The sequence below is a fragment of the Nonomuraea glycinis genome, from assembly GCF_014646515.1.
GTDB classification, from domain to species: domain Bacteria; phylum Actinomycetota; class Actinomycetes; order Streptosporangiales; family Streptosporangiaceae; genus Nonomuraea; species Nonomuraea glycinis.
Genome location: NZ_BMNK01000001.1, coordinates 807813 through 825563, shown reverse-complemented (window position 1 = coordinate 825563; position 17751 = coordinate 807813). Strand labels below are relative to the sequence as shown.

Below are 17751 nucleotides of genomic sequence, written 5' to 3'. Positions count from 1 at the left end.
AGGCCGCATCAGTGAGAGGTGGACCGTGCCGTCACAGATCGTCTCGCTCGTCGTCAACGGCGAGCAACGGGAGTTCATCGCCGCGCCGGGCGCCACGCTGCTCGCGAGCCTGCGCGAGTCGCTGGGACTCACCGCGGCCAAGCGGGGCTGCGCGCAGGGCGCCTGCGGCACCTGCACCGTCCTGGTCGACGGCCGGCCCGAGGTCTCCTGCCTGGTCGCGGTGGAGACCGTCGCGGGGCGTTCGATCCGTACGCTGGAGGGGGTCGCCGCCGGCGGTGAGCTGGACGAGGTGCAGAGCGCCTTCGTCGACTGCTTCGCCACCCAGTGCGGCTTCTGCACCGCCGGCATGATCATGGTCGCCGAGGCGCTGCTCGACAGGAACCCCGATCCGAGCGACGAAGACGTCGTTGAAGCGATCTCGGGCAACGTCTGCCGGTGCACCGGCTACCGGCCGATCGTGATCGCCATCCTCGAAGCGGCCAGACGTCGCCGCGAGCAGGCCCCGCAGGAGGTGGCGTCGCGATGACCTACCGGCTCGCACCGATCGACACGAGCACCTTCACCGCCGAACGGGCCGCCGCGGGTACGGGTACGGATCACACCGTCATCGGCTCGGCGGTCCAGCGCTCCGACGCGCGCGGGCACGTCACGGGGCGTACCGAGTTCTTCGAGGACGTGGCCCCGCCACGGCTCGCCCACCTGAAGATGCACCGCTCGGCCCGGCACCACGCCAGGATCGCGGACGTGGACCTGACCGAGGCCCTGGCCGTGCCCCGCGTCCTGCGGATCCTCACCCACGCCGACATCCCGAACAACCTCTTCACCCCGCTCAAACTGATCGGCGTCGGGCCGGACGACGAACCCGTCCTGGCCGTGGACAAGGTGCGCTACCTGGGCGAGCCGATCTGCGCCGTGGTCGCCGAGACGGAGGCGGCCGCGCTGGAAGGTGCGGCCCGGATCAAGGTCACGTACGAGGACCTGCCGCCGGTCTTCGACGTCGAGGAGGCCCTGAAAGAGGGCGCGCCGCTGGTCAACGAGTACCACGGGCAGAACCACTTCCGCTACGAGGGCCACCACTGCCGGCGGATCCGGTTCGGCGATGTGGAGGAGGCGTTCGCGCGGGCCGACCACGTCTTCGAGTGGCGCTACCAGTCCGCGCCGATCGAGCAGGCCCCGGTCGAGACCACCGGCTGCGTCGTCGTCCCGCAGGCCGACGGCCGGCTGCGCATCCACTCCGACACCCAGGCGTGCTTCTTCACCCTGGACAACACCGCCCTGATCCTGGAGACGCCGTTCAACAAGCTGCGCATCGTCGGCGGGACGGTCGGCGGCGGCTTCGGCGGCAAGGTGGACGTGGTGGTCGAGCCGGTCGCGTGCGTGGCCGCGATGCTGGCCGACCGCCCGGTCAAGTTCGTCTACGACCGGGCCGAGGAGATGCAGGTCTCCTCGCCGCGCGCCGCCGAGCGCATCTACATCAAGGACGCGGTCATGAACGACGGCCGGATCATCGGACGCAAGGTCACGTTGTACGTGGACGCCGGCGCGTACTCCCGCCACAGCCCGTACGGGACCACGAAGGCGGCCGCGCATCTGCCCGGCCCCTACGCGATCCCGAACGTGTGGGCCGACTGCCACTGCGTGTTCACCAACCGCACGCCGTCCAGCGCCATGCGCGGCTTCGGCGTGACCATCGCCGACTTCGCGCTGGAGTCGCAGATGGACCGGATCGCCCGGGCGCTGGATCTGGACCCGCTGCGGCTGCGCCTGCTCAACGCCTACCGTGACGGGGACCTCAAGGCCCACCGCAAGGTCGCCGAGGGCACGGCCCTGGTCGAAGTGATCCAGAAGGTGGCGGAGATGGCCGGGCACGAACTGCCCGAGACGTACCGCCGCATGTCCTCCACGACCCGGGAAGGGCTGTAGCGATGGCGAGACTCCGCGGCCGGGGGTACGCCTCGGTGAACTACCCGACCGGCATGAACCTGGGCGGCGATCCCTCGCAGGCGCTGATCCACGCCACGACCACGGGCACGTTCGTGATCTCGCTGTCCTCGGTGGACCTGGGCCAGGGCATCAAGACGATCGCCGCCCAGTGCGCCGCGGAGACCCTCGGCCTGCCGATCGGGAACGTGCTCGTCGACACCGCCGACACCGACACCGGGCCGCACTGCATGGGCACCTTCGCCAGCCGCGGCACCCACCGCGTCGGCAACGCCGTCATCATGGCCGCGGCCGAGGCGCGCGCCGTGATGCTGGAGGTCGCCGCCGAGGAGCTGGAGGTGGACGCCGGGGACCTGGAGACCGACGGCACCGGCTTCATCAGGCTCAAGGGCGCGCAGGAGAAGGGCATCCACATCACCGACCTGGCATTGGCCGCGCACTTCAAGCACGGGCGGACGATCTCCGGGCGCGGCATCTACCTCAAGGAGCCGAGCGCGCCGGTGCCCGAGACCGGGGAGATGGACCCCGACTCCTGCCAGGCGCACGCGTGCACGGCCGCCGTCGTCGAGGTGGACGACGAGACGGGGGTGGTGGAGGTACTGGAGCTGTACAACGCGTACGAGGTCGGCCGGGCGCTCAACCCGGCCATGGCGACGCAGCAGGTGGAGGGCGGGGCCTGGATGGGCGTGTCGCACGCCCTGTTCGAGACCACTGAGCCCTACTACCCCCGGCGCGATCACGGGCCGCGCGACTTCGCCGGATACCTGATGCCCGGGCCCGCCGACATCCCGCTCCAGCACAGCCTGTTCCTGGAGCGCCCGGCCGCGAACGGGCCGTACGGCGCGAAGGGGATCGGCGAGATGACGGCGAACGCCCCGATCCCGGCCATCGCCAACGCGATCTTCGACGCGTGCGGCGTACGCCTGGACACGATGCCGTTCACCCCCGAGCGTGTCCTGCGCGGGCTGGACGCCCTGCACGGCTGAGGTAATCGAAAACCTGAGGAGGAACCATGCTGAAAGTCATCTCGCTGCTCAAGCGTGCCGAGGGCTTGTCGCACGAGGAGTTCGCGAAGTGGGTGGTGGAGGACCACGTCGAGTTCGCCAGGAAGCTGCCCGGCCTGCGGAAGTACACGGTGAGCGTGACCAACGGCGACGGCGGGGCGTACGACTCGGTGAACGAGCTGTACTTCGACGACGAGGACGCCCGCGCCGCCGCGTTCGGCTCCGAGCACGGCAAGGCCGCGGCGGCCGACGCGGCCGCGCACACCTCCCAGCGCGTCCACCTGCTGACCACCGAGCACGCCCAATTGTGACCACCGACGGCGCCGGCCTCCTGCGCGAGCGCGAGCTGGCCGCCGCGCTGGAGGCGCAGGGCTACTTCGCCGACGAAGGGTTGTGCACGGCCATCCACCTGGCGCTGCGGCTGGGCCGGCCGCTGCTGCTGGAGGGCGAGCCCGGCGTCGGCAAGACCGAGGTCGCCTCGGTGCTCTCGCGCGTCACCGGTCTGGACCTGATCCGCCTGCAGTGCTTCGAGGGGCTGGACTCCGGCCAGGCCCTGTACGAGTGGGACTACCCCAAGCAGCTCCTCCAGGTCCGGGTGGCCGAGAGCCGCGGTCAGGACGTCGGCGACCTTTACCGCGAGGAGTTCCTGCTGCGCCGGCCGTTACTGCGCGCCGTGCGGGCCGAGCAGGGCGCGGTGCTGCTGATCGACGAAATCGACCGGGCCGACAGCGAGTTCGAGGCGTTCCTGCTGGAGTTCCTGGGCGACTTCCAAATCACGATCCCGGAGCTGGGCACCGTACGGGCGCGCACGCCGCCGATCGTGGTGCTGACCTCCAACCGCACCCGCGAGCTTCACGACGCGCTCAAGCGGCGCTGCCTCTACCACTGGATCGCCTTCCCCGAGCCGGACCGCGAGCGGGCGATCCTGCGCATGGCGGTTCCCGGGCTGGCGGAGCAGGCCGCGGCGGGCCTGGTGGGGGCGGTGCGGCGCGTACGCCGTCTTCCGCTGCTCAAGCGGCCCGGCATCGCCGAGTCGGTGGAGTGGGGCCGCGGGGCGATGGCGCTCGCCGAGGGCGGCAGCCCGTGGCCGGTGGCACTGCGCCGAGCCCTCGGCCTGCTGATCAAGGACGAGGAGGACACCCGGCTGCTCCTCGCCCATGCCGATGAGGTGTTCGGCGATGCCCCCGCGCATGCCGAGGACGTGTTCGGCGATGCCTGACCCGGTCGTGCTCGCCGCCGACCACCTGTGGGGGTTCCTGACCGCGCTGCGCGGCGCGGGCCTGCCCACCGCGCCGACCAAGCGGGCGGACCTGCTGCGGACGATCGCCGAGACCTCGCCGCCCGACCTGACCGCGCTGTACTGGTACGCCCGGATCACCCTGCTCCAGGACGTGAGCGACCTGCCCGCCTTCGACCGCGTTTTCGACGCCTGGTTCCGGCAGGGCGGCCCCGGACCCGCCGACCCGCCGCTCGAAGCGGACGACGGCGGCGCGCGGTCCCCCGGAGGACCCGGCGAGGACGATCCGCCGCCCCGCGACGCGCGGCCGGGCGACGGTGCCGAGGCCGCCGCCCTGAGCGTGCACCACACCCGCGACTTCGGCCGGACCGGCGAACACCGGACCGCGCTCATGCGCGCGCTCGAAGCCGCCTGGCCCGCCGTGCTGCCCGCCGTACCGTCACGGCGGCGGCGCCCGGCCCGGTCGGGAGACCGGCTGGACGTACGGCACGCGTGGCGACGGGCCCTCCGCCACGACGGGGAGATCATCCAGCTGCGCCGCCTCGCCCGCCCGCCGCGCCCGCGTCGGCTGCTGATCCTCATCGACGTCTCCGGCTCGCTCCGGCAGCACACCCCGGATCTGCTCCGCGCCGCGCACACCGCGCTGCGCGCGGCGCCGGCCCGCACCGAGGTGTTCACCTTCGGCACCCGGCTCACCCGGATCACCGCCGCGCTCGCGCGCCCGCACGCCGACCAGGCGCTGCGAGCCGTGTCGAGCCTGGTCACGGACGCCGATGGCGGTACGGCGATCGGCGCGGCGCTGGAATGCTTCCTGGGTAACCCGCGTTTCGTGGCGCTCGCCCGCGGAGCGCTCGTGATCGTGCTGTCCGACGGGCTCGAACGCGGCGACCACGCTCCCATGGTGCGCGCCACGGCACGCCTGTCCCGGCTCGGCCACCGGCTCGTCTGGTGGTCCCCGCTGGCCTGTTCGCCGACCTACCGTCCCGTCACCCGTGCCATGGCCGCCCAGCTCGCGAGCCTGGACCACCTCGGCGGCGTCCGGGATCTGCGCACCGCGCTGGAGGAGGTCCGCCGCCTCCCCGCCGTCCTGTCCGGCCCCCGCCACCTCGCGGCGAGGCGCTGGTCCGTCCCACGACCCAGGGGAACAACCCGATGACCCTCTCCCCCACCCACGAGATCGTCGACTCCCATCACCACATCTGGCGCGCCGCCGACCTGCCCTGGCTGCGAGGGGAGATGGTTCCGCGCATCTTCGGCCCGTACGAGCCGATCCGCCGTGACTATCTCGCGCCCGAGTACGCCGCGGAGGCCACCGCCTGCGGCATCACCTCGGCGGTCTACGTCCAGGCCAACTGGCCGCTCGACCGCTGCGTGGACGAGGTGCGGTGGATACGCGACGTCCACGCCGAGACCGGCTGGCCCTCCGCGGTGGTGGGCTCCGCCGACCTGTTCGACGAGGGCGCGGTGGAGGTCATGCGCCGCCAGGCCGCCATCACCCCGCTCGTCCGCGGCACCCGTCTGCAGCTGCACTGGCACGAGCGGCCGGAGTTCCGCTTCGCCGCCGCCCCCGACCGGATGAGGGACCCCGTCTTCCGGCGTAACATCGCGGCGCTCGCCGACCTCGGCTGGCTGTTCGAACTCCAGGTGTTCCCCGCGCAGCTGGCCGACGCCGCGGACCTGGCGGAGGAGTTCCCCGGCGTGACCTTCGTGCTCGTCCACGCCGGGATGCCGGTAGGCCCGGAGCCGGCGGCCATCGGCGAGTGGACCCACGGCATGAGACTCCTGGCCGAGCGGCCCAACGTCGTGGTGAAACTCACCGGTCAGGGGACCTTCGTGCACCGTGTGGACCGGCCGCTGATCGAGAAGGTGACGGCCACCTGCCTGGACCTGTTCGGCTCCCGCCGCTGCATGTGGGGCAGCAACTTCCCGATCGAGAAACTCTGGACCGACCTGGCCACCTTGGTCTCCACCTGGCAGAGCGTGCTCTCCGGCCGATCGGAGGAAGAGATCCGGGACGTGTTCACCGCAACGGCCACCCGGGTCTACCGCCTGTGAGATGCGAGCCCGCGATCAGGTGAGCGAAAGGCATCCCGTGCTCGCGCACGGTCCGGCCGGGCGGCGCGCGAGCACCGCGCCCTTGCCGGCCAGGAGCTCCGGCAGTGACACGTCCCTGATGTTCCCCAACGACATGTCCCCGCGATGGGCACAGACCCAGATCTCGCCGTCGGAGTTCACGAACACGCCTTCCTGGCCTGTCACGCACGACCGGATCATGGAGATTCGGCCGGCGGTCAGGAAATGCCGCAATCTCTCGAAATACACCCGGCTTTTGAAAACGTCCGCCGACTCGTCGATGACACGCAGCAGCTCGGTGCGTTCAGCATGGGTCAAGGTGCTCATGCTCAGCGGATGGCGGGACGGCACCGACACCGCGAGCAGCTCGACCTGCCAGGTTCGATCCCGCGCCCGGCGGACGAGCTCCTCGACCTCCCTCCAGTTGAGACTGGTCACCACCATGACGATCTGCAGCGGCACGCCCGCCGCGTCGAGACGTTCGATGCCCGCCAGGGTCGCTTTCGTGCCACCGCGAACCTGGTCGGCCGCGTCAGGACTCACATGATCGATGCTCACGTCAGCGCTGCATCCCACCCGCGCCAGCTCCTCGGCGATCTCATCGGTCACGCGTACCGCGTTGGTGAAGACGCGGACCATGTCGACGTGCCGGCGCGCCACGGCCGCCAGCTCCACGAGGTCCGGTCGGAGCAGGGGTTCGCCACCGGTGAGCGCCACGCTCCTGACAGGCAGGTGACTCGTGCACCGCCGCAACCAGCGGTCGTAGTCGGAAGCCGTGAGCCGGCTGGGCGTGTAGCTGTACTCCCCTGTCTCGAAATAGCAGTAGGTGCAGGTGAGGTTGCACTGGTCGGCCACCATCCACATCTGATGGGTGAGCATCACCACTCCTTGTCGAGGGAGGAGTCACGGGAGAGCGGCAGGTCGAAGTGGAGCCGTTCGCGGCGGCTGCCGCCGATCAGCCCGCTGTCGCCGAAACCCACGTGCAACCGCCCCTGGCTCTTTTCGAACAACGTGGCAGGCGGAAGCCAGGGTGCTGCCTTGTTGAGACCTATGCCGAGCTCCACCATCGGAGCATCGAACTCGGGCAACGCCCCAGCGCCCCCCTCATGTGAGAGCCTTCCGCGACGAACCCGGGCGCGTACGTGCCTGCCGCGGCCCGTGGACAGTTCGACGGCTCCATCGAACGACTCCGGCGGAGCCACGACCCACACCTCTCCGTACGGCAGTTGCAGCACGGGAACGTCGAGAAGCGCGGAGGTGAAGTCATCCCGCACCTCGAACGGCCGGCTGACCTCCAGCACCCCTGTGCTCCCCGATCGCACCCTGAGCCGTGTGCTGTCCTGGAGCACGGCGCGCAGTTCCGCACCGGCCGCGACCACGGTCTCCACATCGGCCGACAGCGCGCTCAGGTAGGCGCTCCGCAGCGGATCGGCAGCCACGGCAGAGGTCATGCCGTGCGGGAAGTCGACGAAGACCACTTTGACCCCGCAGTCCAGCAAGCGGTAGAGGGCCTGGAGGTCAGCGCCGGGACGCCCCGGGCCGAAGGGGTCGTGATAGATGAGCACGTCCGCGGCGTAGGCCCGGCCGCCGACGAGCAGGCGGCCGCGATCGTCCGGAGCGGGGGGCGCCCAGCAGCGGTCCTGCGGGGGCAGCCGGACATCGCTGACCTCCATGCCCAGCTCCCGTAGCGCCGGTGGCAGGCCGGTCCAGAGAGGATCGTCGCCGCGCCGCATGAGCACAACCGTCGCCATGCGTGGGTCCAGTCGCGTGACGGCGTCCGCGATCGCGGCGATCGCCTGCTTCTCTGGCGGCATCACGGACATCTCACCCCTGCCGTGCCGGGAGGAGGCGGGCGTCGGCCGGGCTGCGCAGGCCGCACAGGACGGTGATGAGCCGTTCCCAGAACACGTGAAGGAGGACGCCATCGCACTCGGCCACTCGATATCCGCCGAGATGCAACCAGTCGCGGCTCGTACCGTCCCCGGGAGACACCCAGGTCGGACACCACTGGCGGGGCAGGCCGTGCTCCTCCCGCAGCGCGGTGCTGCCGGCGAGATCGAGGAATCTGGCCACCGCCACGGGGTCACCGCCGCACACCGCCAGCCGGGTCCGGCCGTCCGGTAGCGGGATCCTGACCGGCTCTGCCCCTACGGCGTGCAGCCGTCCGGTCAGCACGGCATGGGCTTGGGCGGGCCAGGACGAAGGAGGATCGAAGAACGCCGGCGACCGTTCCGGGGTGGCGAAGCGGCCGAACGCCCCGGCCGGCACACCGTCGCCCGCTGTCTCCGCCAGCCGGCGGATCAGCCCGCTGCCGAGGTCGGCCAGGTGGCCGGGCACGGCGGTCGTGTCCGCCACCACGAGCCGCTCCTCCTGCCCGGCGTCCTCCTCGGCTTCGTCGCCGGCGGAGCCGTGCGGGAAGGGCGGCAAGGGCGGGAAGGGCGGGACGAAGGCGAAGAAACGATCCAGGCCGTCGCCGATGGCCGCCACGATGGCCGCGTCACCCGCCGTGACAGGCAGACTCACCTCGGGAAACTCCCGCCTTCTGAGCTCGACGTGGCAGGCCAGCCTGATATCGCTGGCCGGCTCGAGATGCGGGACGGGGTTGGCGATGAAGCGGGGACGCACCGGGCGACCGAGCCGGCGCCCGCCGCGCCCTTCGATCCTGGTCACCTGCAGGGTGTTCCGCGGGCCGGCACAGCCATCGACCAGGACGGGAGACTCCGGCCGGAGCCCGAGGTCGCGCAGCCGGCCGGAGTCGACGCCGAGCAGGCGCAGCCAGCCGGTGGCCATCGCGAGGTAGAACGAGCCCTTGTCCCTGACGAGCCAACCGGCATGCGTACGTGCCGCTCCCGCGTTCATGGCAGCGCCACGACTTCCCCGACCAGCGCGGCCACCTGCGCCCCCGTGAACTCGGCCGGCTCGGCGGCGAGTGCGCGAACGACGTCGTGCAGAGCGCGGGAGTCGGCCTGGAAAGCGGACAGCCACCGCCGGGTGCCGGCGGCGAGCAGGTCGTGATAGCGATCCAGGGAAAGGTCCGCGCGTTCGGCGGGTCCGACGCTGAACAACTGCTGGAGACGGCGTTCATCGTGCCGCTCGGGATAGGACCGCGTGATCACGTCGTAGGCCGCACTTCCCCAGCGCTCCCTGACGTACAGCGCCTGCAGCGCCTCCGGCAGGCACTCCTGCGGCCAGAGGAACCCCGGGCCTGTGAAACGGATCCGGTTGCCGAACCATTGATGCGACAGTTCGTGCGGCAGGAACTGGCCGAACAGTGTGGCGGGGAAGTCGAGCAGGCCGGGGTGGACGGCGATGATGCCCGGGTAACTGTAGGCGTAGGCACCGGGCACCGCCACGTCGACGACGCTCACGTCGTCGATCGGCCCCAGCCAGCCGGTGAGTGTCCGGAGAATACGCGTGACCTCGCTGCCCGCCCGGCGGTCGGTCGTGACGACCTCTCCCTGCCTCACCTCGACCCGGAGGCGGGGCTCGTCGCCTGGTGGCCAGGCCACGACGAACGGGACTCCGTGGTGCGGATCCGTGCCACAGAGGAGACCGCCCTCGCCGATCACCCGAGACGTCGTCCTGGTGACGTGGCAGTCACGCCCGGCCGGCCGGGCCAGCCATGGCTGCTCCGGCGCCAGGCCGACTCGTGCGCCGACCGGAATGGCGTAGGCGATGTGTACGCTGCTCGCACCATCCGAGCCGACCAGAGTGAGCCGGTCCCCCTCGTGCCGCCACAGCATCGGCGAGCCGTCCCCGCCGCGGCACTCCACCACCTGGCAGCCAGAGCTCAGCGACACCACGAGCGCGTCGCCGGGGTCGCGCTCGATCCGCGTCTCAACGTGGAGGACATCGCGGTCGGAGCACAGGCTTGCCGAGACGAGCGCGCGGTTTCGGGTTCTCACGACAGGCTCCCCTCAAGCTGGGCCGATACGGCGACGCGCCGGCGAAGGGCGAGGAGCGGCAGCAGGGCGAGCGCCGTGATGGCCGTCGCCGCGAGCCAGACCTCGCGGAAACCGAACACCGAGATCAGCCCGCCGGCGCCGAGCGTGCCGACGATGCCGACCAGGGTCTGGATGCTCGACCTCGCCGAAGTCCAGCTCGTCCGCTTCTCGGCGGGGACGAGGTCGTGCAGCCAGCTGCTGAAGGCCATCAGGTCCAGCCCTAGCCCGATCTCGTAGCAGACCAGGCCGGCCGCCCACAGCGACCAGTGGGGGGCGAGGCTCATCGTCAGGTATCCGGCGGCGCATGTCAGCACGCCCGCCACGGACAGCGCCGCCAGGCCCCACCGGCGGCTGAGCAACCCGGCGAGCCAGGTCCCCAGCGCCATCGCCGCGATCGAACCGGCCAGCACCACACCGATGCTGCTCTGCGGCAGCCCGAGCTCCTGGGTGGCGAACAGCTGGTAGCTCAGCAGGAAACTGGTGAAGCCGATATGGACCAGGGCGCTTTTGTACATGACGAGCCTCATGGTGGGATCGCGGACGACCAGCCGGGCGTTGGTCCACACCGTGGCGGGGAGGTTCGCGATTCTGCCCTGCGGATCACGGTTGTCCGTACCCATCAGCAACACCACCGCCGTGACGAACGCCAGCGCGGCGGCTGTGAAGAGCACGAAGTGCGTGCCCTGGCTGAGCAGCGGAACTCCCACGAGGAGCGCCGCCAGCGCGCCGGCGACCATGGAGATGGTGGCGGCCCTCGACAGAACCGTCGTGCGCCGGTCCCCCGCGCCGGCGCTCTCCAGCCGGTCGACGAGCCAGGCGGTGGGAGCTCCGGTGATCAGTGCCATGCCCGCGGCCCACAGCGTCATGGCCACGATGAAACCGGGCGAGTCGGTGGCGAAGCCGTACATCAGCATGCCGCTGCCCACGAGGACCGATCCGGCCGCCGCGGTGCGCTTGCGACCCCACTGATCGGCGAGGTTGCCGGCCGGGAAGTCCACCACGGCGAGCACCACGGACCCGAAGGTCAGAACGAAGGCTATTTCCGCCGGCCCGAGCCCCTGCTCGTTCATGCGCAGGATGTAGCCCGTGCCGAAGAGCTTGTCCACGACGCTGATCAGCACGCTGAAAAGGCCGAAGGACAGGGCCAGCCGGCGCACCGATGGGTCATTCTTCACTGAGTCCCCTTCCGAGCAGGTCGACGGCGCCGTGCTGGGCCACCATGGCCTCCATCTCTTCTTCGCCGCGCTCGGCGGCGAACGTGCGCAGCGCCAGATAGCCGGCGATCGGCGCCGTTGCCCGCCAGGGATCGAAGTAGGAGTGCAGCACGAGGGAGGGGGCGTCGGCCGAGCCGCAGGCATCCATCGCGGTCAGGTTCTCCGCCACTTCTCCGAACGGCCTGTCGCGTGCGTGGACGAGCAGGGCGGCGAGCGCCTGGCCGCAGTACTTCGCCATCCTCGCGTGGAACCGGGCGTTCACCGAGGGGTCCTGGGCGAGACCGGCGTACAGTCCTTCGCACCAGCGTCCCCATCCCTCGACGAACGCCCGGTTGCCGTGCCGGAGGCAGAGCAGGTGACCGTGGTGTCCACGCACCTGGGCGGTGTGCTGCCAGTGATGGCCGGGGAAACACTCGTGGGCGAGATCCAGTTCGAGGTCGGCCCGATACGCGTAAACGGCCGGCCGGACGAAGACGACCGCCGATCCGCCGCCACGTGACCCGGCGTTCTGGTAGCTCGCCGAGGTGACTCCCGGCACCGCGTCATCGGACACGGCCAGGCGCAACGTGCCGAGGCATTCGCCGCCGCCGAACCTCGGCGCGAAGATGCCCGGGAGCCGTGCGATCAGCCGGCTGATCTCGGCCGCGGACCCCGGTATCGGGCCGGAGACCGGTGCGCGGCTGCGCGCGATCTCCCGCCTCGACCGGTCGAGCTGGTGCCGCAGGGCATGTTCGAGTTCGTCGGGACCGCACTCGACGCCGGTGGAAGCCCGCAGGCCCGCCTCCCAGACCCGCGCTCCCATGGGGCGCAGTGAGCGGCCTTTCCCGATGGCCTGTGACAGCCATGCCGAGAACCCGTCGATGGCCGCATCCGCACGGGCCGCCTCATCCGCGCATCCCCCGCCGGCGGCATCGCCCACCTGCCTCACCAGGCAGCGGCTGGCGGCCAGATGGCGTACGGCGCGCCGGAGGTCGACTTGGCCGCACTCCTGGCGGTCGAGGTTCGTCATCGCCGAGTCGAAGAGGCCGGGCAGGTTCGCCAGGAAGGCACGAACCCAGGCCGGCGGCAGCGGCCGATCACGGAGGTTGCCCGCGGCCATCTGCGCGAGAACCCCATAGCACTGGCGATCCACCCAGAACTGTGGATCACGCTGCCAGCTCAGCGCGGTGTCCAGTTCGAAGCGGCAGCCGTCCAGGCACCAGCGCAAGAGGCGCACCTCGTGATCGTCCGCCGAGTCGGACGCCTGATCCACGTGGTCGCTCATCGATCGGTACGCCTCGCTCAGCGTGGCGGGGGCGACGGGCGTGGGCGAGATGGCGAACTCATCCCACGCGAGCGCGTATCCCGGATGGTGCGTGACCGCGACCGTGAAATATCGCTGTACGAGGTCGGCCCATGTCATGCTCGACCGCCCTCAGCCCTTGACCGGCAGCCCGGTGACCGCGCACTGCCCCGATCCCGTCTTCGGCATGATCATCACATCTCGCATGGGGACGCCGAGCAGCAGGGCCATCAGCCGTTCCCACCCGATCGAGGTGTTGTGCAGGGGCGGCGCGCCGAACCGGAGAGCATCGAGGTAGTACCCGTAGGTCTCCTCCGGATCCGCCACTCCCGCGTCGGAGAAGTTCTTCAGCGCCTGACCGTGATCCACCTCGTTCTGGCTGCCGCTCAGCAACTCGACCCCGTTGACCACCAAGTCGTACGAATCGGAGAGTTCTCCCTCGGGGCCCAATCGTCGCCCGAAGAGGCATCTGCTGTGGTGCGCGTGCTCCTCCTGCTTCTCGTCGGACAGGAACGGCTGGCGCCGGATCCACACCGGGCCGAACGCGGGTGGCCGCTCGTTCGTGACGAGCGGGTAGAGGGCCTGCGCGAGCATGCGTACGAACGCCTCGGCGCGCGCCCCGTCCGCGCAACCCACCAGCGCCACCGGCCCGGACGGGACCAGGTCGGGGATCATGGCGCCGAGCGTGCCCGACCCGTCGAAGTCGTGCTGGAAGACCGCTTCCGCGCCCAGATGCCGTTCGGCCATGCTCCGCAGTGCCTGGGCGATGTCCGCGCCGCACTCGGGGACGATGAGCGCCCGGATGCGCTGGCCAGGGCGGCCGAGAGGCCCCCCGTCCAGCACGGGCGTGGGGAAGGCGGCGTAGCGGTAGTCGGGGGTGTCCGAGCCGAACCTGCGTATGCAGGCATCGTGGTCGATGACCGGAAACGGCGCCTTTCCCCAGGAAGGGCGACCCAGGGCGCTGCTCACCGTCTCGAACAGGCCTTCCAGGAGGCGAAACTGCTCCTCCACGGAGGTGAACGTGACCGCGAGGTTGAGCTGGGTGAATTCGTACGCCTTGAGCGGCGACGCGCTCGGTTCCGTGCGGAAGCACCGGCTGAACTGGAAGGCGCGGTCTATGCCGCCGATCGCGCACAACATCGCCGGTACGGTCGGCGACTGCTGCAGCCAACTCCCCGACTCCCGGTCCGCGGGGTCGGTCACCCGCAGTTCGGGCTCGCCGTACTCCCTGGTCGACCGCCAGAGCTGCGGCGTGTTCGCCTCGACGAAGTAGTGCCCCGCCAGATGGCTCCTGGCGACCGTGACCGCCCGATCGGCGGCTCTGAGCAGGTCGACCGCCTCTCCGCTCCTGAATCTGAGGTAGGAGTACGGCGAATCGCTCCCGGTCACGTCCTCCGGCAGGGCGGCCGTCGCGGGCCAGACGCGTGCCGACGCTCCGACGAACCCGGTGGCCGACCTGGTCGCCCGCACCTCGACGGCGTCGCCGGTCCGGACGCCGTCGAGCTCGGCGCAGGGCACGACGGCTATGGACCCGGTCGAGTCGGCCACCCGCACGGCGTCCGCGGTTCGATCGGTCACCCAGCCGCACACACGGATCTTGCTGCCTGGCGGCATCGCCGCCGCCTCGGCGGCCATGGTGCGGAGAGTCATGGCCGCGGGCCGATCGACGACTGGGTGAGTACGAAGGGCACCATGGTCTTGAAGAACTTGCAGCGGTCGGGGTTGAGACCGCCGCCGTTGAAGAGCCGCTCCAGCGTGCAGGGCCCGCCGCACACCATGCCGGCGATGCAGCCGTCGCAGTCGTCCGCGGTTGTGGTGTCGTAGTGCCAGTCGGTCACGCGCTTCTTGGAGATCTGGTGCACGCTCGGGGTGGTGACCCGTTCGTCCTGGTGCCACACGATGCAGAACGACAGCGACCCGTCCGCTGCGACGTATCCGCCCCAGTGCGCTTCGGTGCCTGTCGGGTTGCCGTCGAAACAGCGGTCGGGCTGCGGCCTGCGCTTGTTGATGAGCTCCACCAGGAACGCGCCCAGCGAGTGGAACTCCACCCCGCGGCTGTTGCAGAACAGCCATGACTCCTGCACGGAGCGAGAGAGCAACAGGCCGTCCACTTCCCAGCCGTCCGCCGTCGGCTGTGGAGCGTTCACCGCCACGCTCTTCGCGCCGAGCTCGTCGACCACGAAGCGGACGATCTTCGGCAGGATTTCCACGGTCTCGGGCAGCAGTGTGATGAGAAAGCGTGGCTCACCGCCGGCGGCCCGTATCTCCTTCACCGCCTTGATCACCAGGTCGTAGCTACCGCGGCCGTTGTGGAACACGCGATGGCGGTCGTTGATCTCCTTCCAGCCGTCCAGGCTGATGGTGAGGCTGGCATCGTGCTCGACCAGCCACTGGGCGCGTTGACTGGTCATCAACGTGCCGTTCGTGGTCATCTCGTGGGTGAATCCCGCGATGCGCCCGGCCGCCACGGCCTCTTCGAGCGCTCGGGTGGTGTCCTGGATCAGATCCCACCTCAGCATCGGCTCCCCGCCGAAGTACTGCACGGTCGGCCACCCGCCCGGGTTCTGCTGGATGAGCCATTCGACATGCTCGAGAAAGCGCTCGGCCGGCGCCGGCTGCTTGGGCAGGTCTTTGTAGATGACCTCTTCGACGAAGCAGTAGTCGCACTTCAGGTTGCACTTCTCCGTCAGGGACATGCGGAGAAAGCCGAACTTGCCGTCGCGGGTCTTCCGCTGCGTCAGGCGAATGTCGGTGAGCTTGTCGAGCAGGCGGCGCTCTTCGACACGGTCCACGGGAACCAGCAGGCCAGAGCCCACGAGCACCTGCTCCGTCGCCGCTGACGCGTCTTCGATCGGGCGTGGCCGCTCGAACGAACGCCACACTTCCGCGTCGTCCTGATCACCCTCGAGCACCTCGAGCGTCAGGCTGTTGAAGAACGTGACACCCGCCTCGCTGCTCAGCACGTGCCCATATTTCGACTGCTTGTAGATGGTCAAGTCATTCACCTCGCCTTGCCACGACCACTTGCGGGCCGTCATACGCTGACTTCCGTTGTCCGGTGGCGTAGTCGCCCACCAGTTCACACAGCCGCAACTCGGCGACCTTGAGCAGCAGCAGCATTTCCGCCGGATGCACGTAACGCATGGTCAGTTCCGTGAACAAGGCGGGGCCGAGCACCCCGTCGGGTTCTATCCGCCGGTGCGTCATGCGGAGTTTCTCCCGCTGGGTGAGCCGCTCCACCTGCACGGTCTGCTCCGCCAGGTACTCCGCGCCGTCGGGGGTCTGGAATCGGTGGGACCGGACGGCGGCCGATCCATCGGCGAGGAGGCGGAGATCCGGCGTGAAGATGTCGATGACCACGACCCCGTCATCGGTGAGGTGGCGGCGCATGGTCGCCAGCGTCGCCAGTTGGTCGCGTTGCGTCAGGTTGTAGAGGAACACGTTCCCCGGCATCGCGATGAGCGGGAAGCGCCGGCCGAGGTCGAGGTCGCGCATATCGCCCGTTTCCAGCGACAGCCGCCGTCGCACGTCGGCGGGCTCTGCCTCCATCCGACGGCGTACGGCACCGAGCATGCTTTCGGAGACATCGATCCCGACGACTTCGTGACCGTCCCTGGCGAGCGGGAGGGCGAACTGGCCGGTCGCCACCCCGATCTGGAGCACCGGGCCGCCGTACTTGGCCGCGAGCGAACGAAGGTGGCCGATCGCCGGATTGCCCGCCCCGTCGGCCAGCAGCGGGGAGTGGTCGTAGAGGGCGGCCAGTTCGTCCCCGTACCAGTTCCCTGGGTGGTCAGCCACAGCACGTCCCCGCTTCCGCCACAGAGTGATCGGCGGGCGCCAGAGCCTCTTCGATGTCGCCCAGCCGCAGAACTCCCTGCAAGGTGAGCTCCAGATGATCTGCGGTCGCGTCGACCAGTTTCTCGGCGACCATCCACTCGATCTCGGGTCCGAAGACGTCGTGCGGCGATGAGCCGAACCGGGCCTCGAACGCGTGGAGTGAATACCGCCGTTCGCGAATGCCGTAGGAGAAGTGCCGGACCATCCGCGCCCGATGGTCCAGGTGATCGGCCGTCACGGCGGTCTCGGCGCCCGTGTCGGCCAGTGCCATATACCTGTTGATGTTGCGATCGTTCTCGTAGACCACGTCGTTCAGCTGGCTCGCGGCCGCCTGGCCCACTCCCAGCCAGTCCCGTCCCCTCATCTGCCACAGCCCGTACTGGTGGTGATGCTCGGGACCGCGGCTGTAGTGGAAGCTCGTGTATCTCTCGTACCCGGCGGCGCGCAGCATCGAGTCCGCGACCAGGAGTTGCTCCTGCCGCTCCAGGAACTCCGTGCCGGATCGCCTGCCGGTCTCGATGAGCGAGTTGAGGCGCGTCTGCGGATAGACCCACAGCGGGTACAACGCGATGTGGTCGACCTCGAAGTCGAGGGCCGTCCGTACGTCCGCCGCGATCACATCGGTTCCGCCGCCGGGCAGGCCGTAGATCAGGTCGATGCCGACAGAAGGCAGACCGGCTTCTTTCGACTGGGTGATGGCGCGCATCGCGTCTTCACGCTCGTGCCGGCGTCCGACGGCCTCCAGCACCTCGTCGTTGAAGGTCTGCACGCCCATGTTGAACTTGATGTTGCCGGCGGCCCTGAGGACCTCCAACTTGTCCGGGGTCACGGACGTGGGGAATCCCTCGACCAGTATCTCCGCATCCGGGTTGCCCCTGAGGTAATGCCGCATCCGAGCCAGCACATCCTCCAGTTGGTGCGGGCTCAACATGGTGGGTGTCCCGCCACCGAGTTGGGCGGTCTCGAACGGGGCGGCGCCGAAGGCGCTGTCCTCGGCGTAGAGATCCAGCTCCGTGTTCAGCGCTCTGGCGTACCGGTCGATCAATTCAGGAGTCACGCTCTTCCCGACGACGGTCACGAAATCGCAGAAATAGCATCGCGTCACACAGAACGGCACATGGACGTAAAGCGCCAGCGGGTCGGATCCGAGGCGAACCTTGCGCACCTGGTCGACCTGCTGTTCAGTGCTCGGCATTTTCGGCTGGAATCTGACAGGAAA

Annotated in this window: 17 protein-coding genes; 7 read left to right on the top strand and 10 right to left on the bottom strand. The window is 69.8% G+C overall.

Features of this window, described 5'->3' with window-relative positions; all coding sequences use genetic code 11:
• The first annotated feature begins 25 nt into the window (after window positions 1-25).
• Genes IEY87_RS03770 through IEY87_RS03740 form a run of 7 tightly spaced genes read left to right on the top strand, consistent with a single transcriptional unit; the run spans window position 26 to window position 6237 of the window.
• Window positions 26-526: a (2Fe-2S)-binding protein gene (locus IEY87_RS03770; RefSeq protein WP_189137022.1), complete on the top strand. Its 501-nt coding sequence runs from the start codon at window positions 26-28 to the stop codon at window positions 524-526.
• Complete coding sequence (locus IEY87_RS46570; protein WP_189137021.1) at window positions 523-1923, top strand: xanthine dehydrogenase family protein molybdopterin-binding subunit; 1401 nt, start codon at window positions 523-525, stop codon at window positions 1921-1923. Before IEY87_RS03770 ends, IEY87_RS46570 begins: the two co-directional genes overlap by 4 nt.
• A gap of 2 nt (window positions 1924-1925) precedes the next feature.
• Complete coding sequence (locus IEY87_RS46565) at window positions 1926-2927, top strand: xanthine dehydrogenase family protein molybdopterin-binding subunit (protein WP_189137020.1); 1002 nt, start codon at window positions 1926-1928, stop codon at window positions 2925-2927.
• 26 nt (window positions 2928-2953) lie between these two features.
• On the top strand, window positions 2954-3256 hold the full coding sequence (locus IEY87_RS03755) for an EthD family reductase (protein WP_189137019.1): 303 nt from the start codon (window positions 2954-2956) through the stop codon (window positions 3254-3256).
• Window positions 3253-4164, top strand: a complete 912-nt coding sequence (locus tag IEY87_RS03750; protein ID WP_225276779.1) for an AAA family ATPase — start codon at window positions 3253-3255, stop codon at window positions 4162-4164. The genes IEY87_RS03755 and IEY87_RS03750 overlap by 4 nt, the downstream gene beginning before the upstream one ends.
• Window positions 4157-5338 (top strand): VWA domain-containing protein, encoded by a 1182-nt coding sequence (locus IEY87_RS03745; protein ID WP_189137018.1) that lies wholly within the window; start codon window positions 4157-4159, stop codon window positions 5336-5338. Before IEY87_RS03750 ends, IEY87_RS03745 begins: the two co-directional genes overlap by 8 nt.
• A complete protein-coding gene (locus tag IEY87_RS03740) occupies window positions 5335-6237 on the top strand; it encodes an amidohydrolase family protein (RefSeq protein WP_189137017.1) in 903 nt (300 codons plus the stop codon). The genes IEY87_RS03745 and IEY87_RS03740 overlap by 4 nt, the downstream gene beginning before the upstream one ends.
• 15 nt (window positions 6238-6252) lie before the next feature.
• Here the strand turns inward: IEY87_RS03740 and IEY87_RS03735 are convergent, their stop codons facing one another.
• From IEY87_RS03735 to IEY87_RS03690, 10 genes are read right to left on the bottom strand one after another with little or no spacing between them, the layout of a single operon-like run.
• Window positions 6253-7134: a radical SAM/SPASM domain-containing protein gene (locus IEY87_RS03735; protein WP_189137016.1), complete on the bottom strand. Its 882-nt coding sequence runs from the start codon at window positions 7132-7134 to the stop codon at window positions 6253-6255.
• The gene (locus tag IEY87_RS03730) at window positions 7134-8069 is read right to left on the bottom strand and encodes a hypothetical protein (protein ID WP_189137015.1); all 936 of its coding nucleotides are present in this window, start codon (window positions 8067-8069) and stop codon (window positions 7134-7136) included. Before IEY87_RS03730 ends, IEY87_RS03735 begins: the two co-directional genes overlap by 1 nt.
• 10 nt (window positions 8070-8079) lie before the next feature.
• Entirely contained in the window at window positions 8080-9114 is a 1035-nt protein-coding gene (locus IEY87_RS03725) for a hypothetical protein (RefSeq protein WP_189137014.1), read from the bottom strand.
• Complete coding sequence (locus IEY87_RS03720; RefSeq protein ID WP_189137013.1) at window positions 9111-10160, bottom strand: hypothetical protein; 1050 nt, start codon at window positions 10158-10160, stop codon at window positions 9111-9113. Before IEY87_RS03720 ends, IEY87_RS03725 begins: the two co-directional genes overlap by 4 nt.
• Window positions 10157-11374 (bottom strand): MFS transporter, encoded by a 1218-nt coding sequence (locus IEY87_RS03715; protein ID WP_189137012.1) that lies wholly within the window; start codon window positions 11372-11374, stop codon window positions 10157-10159. Before IEY87_RS03715 ends, IEY87_RS03720 begins: the two co-directional genes overlap by 4 nt.
• A complete protein-coding gene (locus IEY87_RS03710) occupies window positions 11364-12815 on the bottom strand; it encodes a DUF885 domain-containing protein (RefSeq protein ID WP_189137011.1) in 1452 nt (483 codons plus the stop codon). Before IEY87_RS03710 ends, IEY87_RS03715 begins: the two co-directional genes overlap by 11 nt.
• A gap of 12 nt (window positions 12816-12827) precedes the next feature.
• The gene (locus IEY87_RS03705) at window positions 12828-14345 is read right to left on the bottom strand and encodes an amino acid--tRNA ligase-related protein (protein ID WP_189137010.1); all 1518 of its coding nucleotides are present in this window, start codon (window positions 14343-14345) and stop codon (window positions 12828-12830) included.
• Complete coding sequence (locus tag IEY87_RS03700) at window positions 14342-15691, bottom strand: radical SAM protein (RefSeq protein ID WP_189137009.1); 1350 nt, start codon at window positions 15689-15691, stop codon at window positions 14342-14344. Before IEY87_RS03700 ends, IEY87_RS03705 begins: the two co-directional genes overlap by 4 nt.
• A gap of 1 nt (window position 15692) precedes the next feature.
• The gene (locus tag IEY87_RS03695) at window positions 15693-16493 is read right to left on the bottom strand and encodes a class I SAM-dependent methyltransferase (RefSeq protein WP_189137008.1); all 801 of its coding nucleotides are present in this window, start codon (window positions 16491-16493) and stop codon (window positions 15693-15695) included.
• Window positions 16486-17727 (bottom strand): coproporphyrinogen-III oxidase family protein, encoded by a 1242-nt coding sequence (locus tag IEY87_RS03690; protein WP_189137007.1) that lies wholly within the window; start codon window positions 17725-17727, stop codon window positions 16486-16488. The genes IEY87_RS03695 and IEY87_RS03690 overlap by 8 nt, the downstream gene beginning before the upstream one ends.
• Window positions 17728-17751 lie beyond the last annotated feature (24 nt).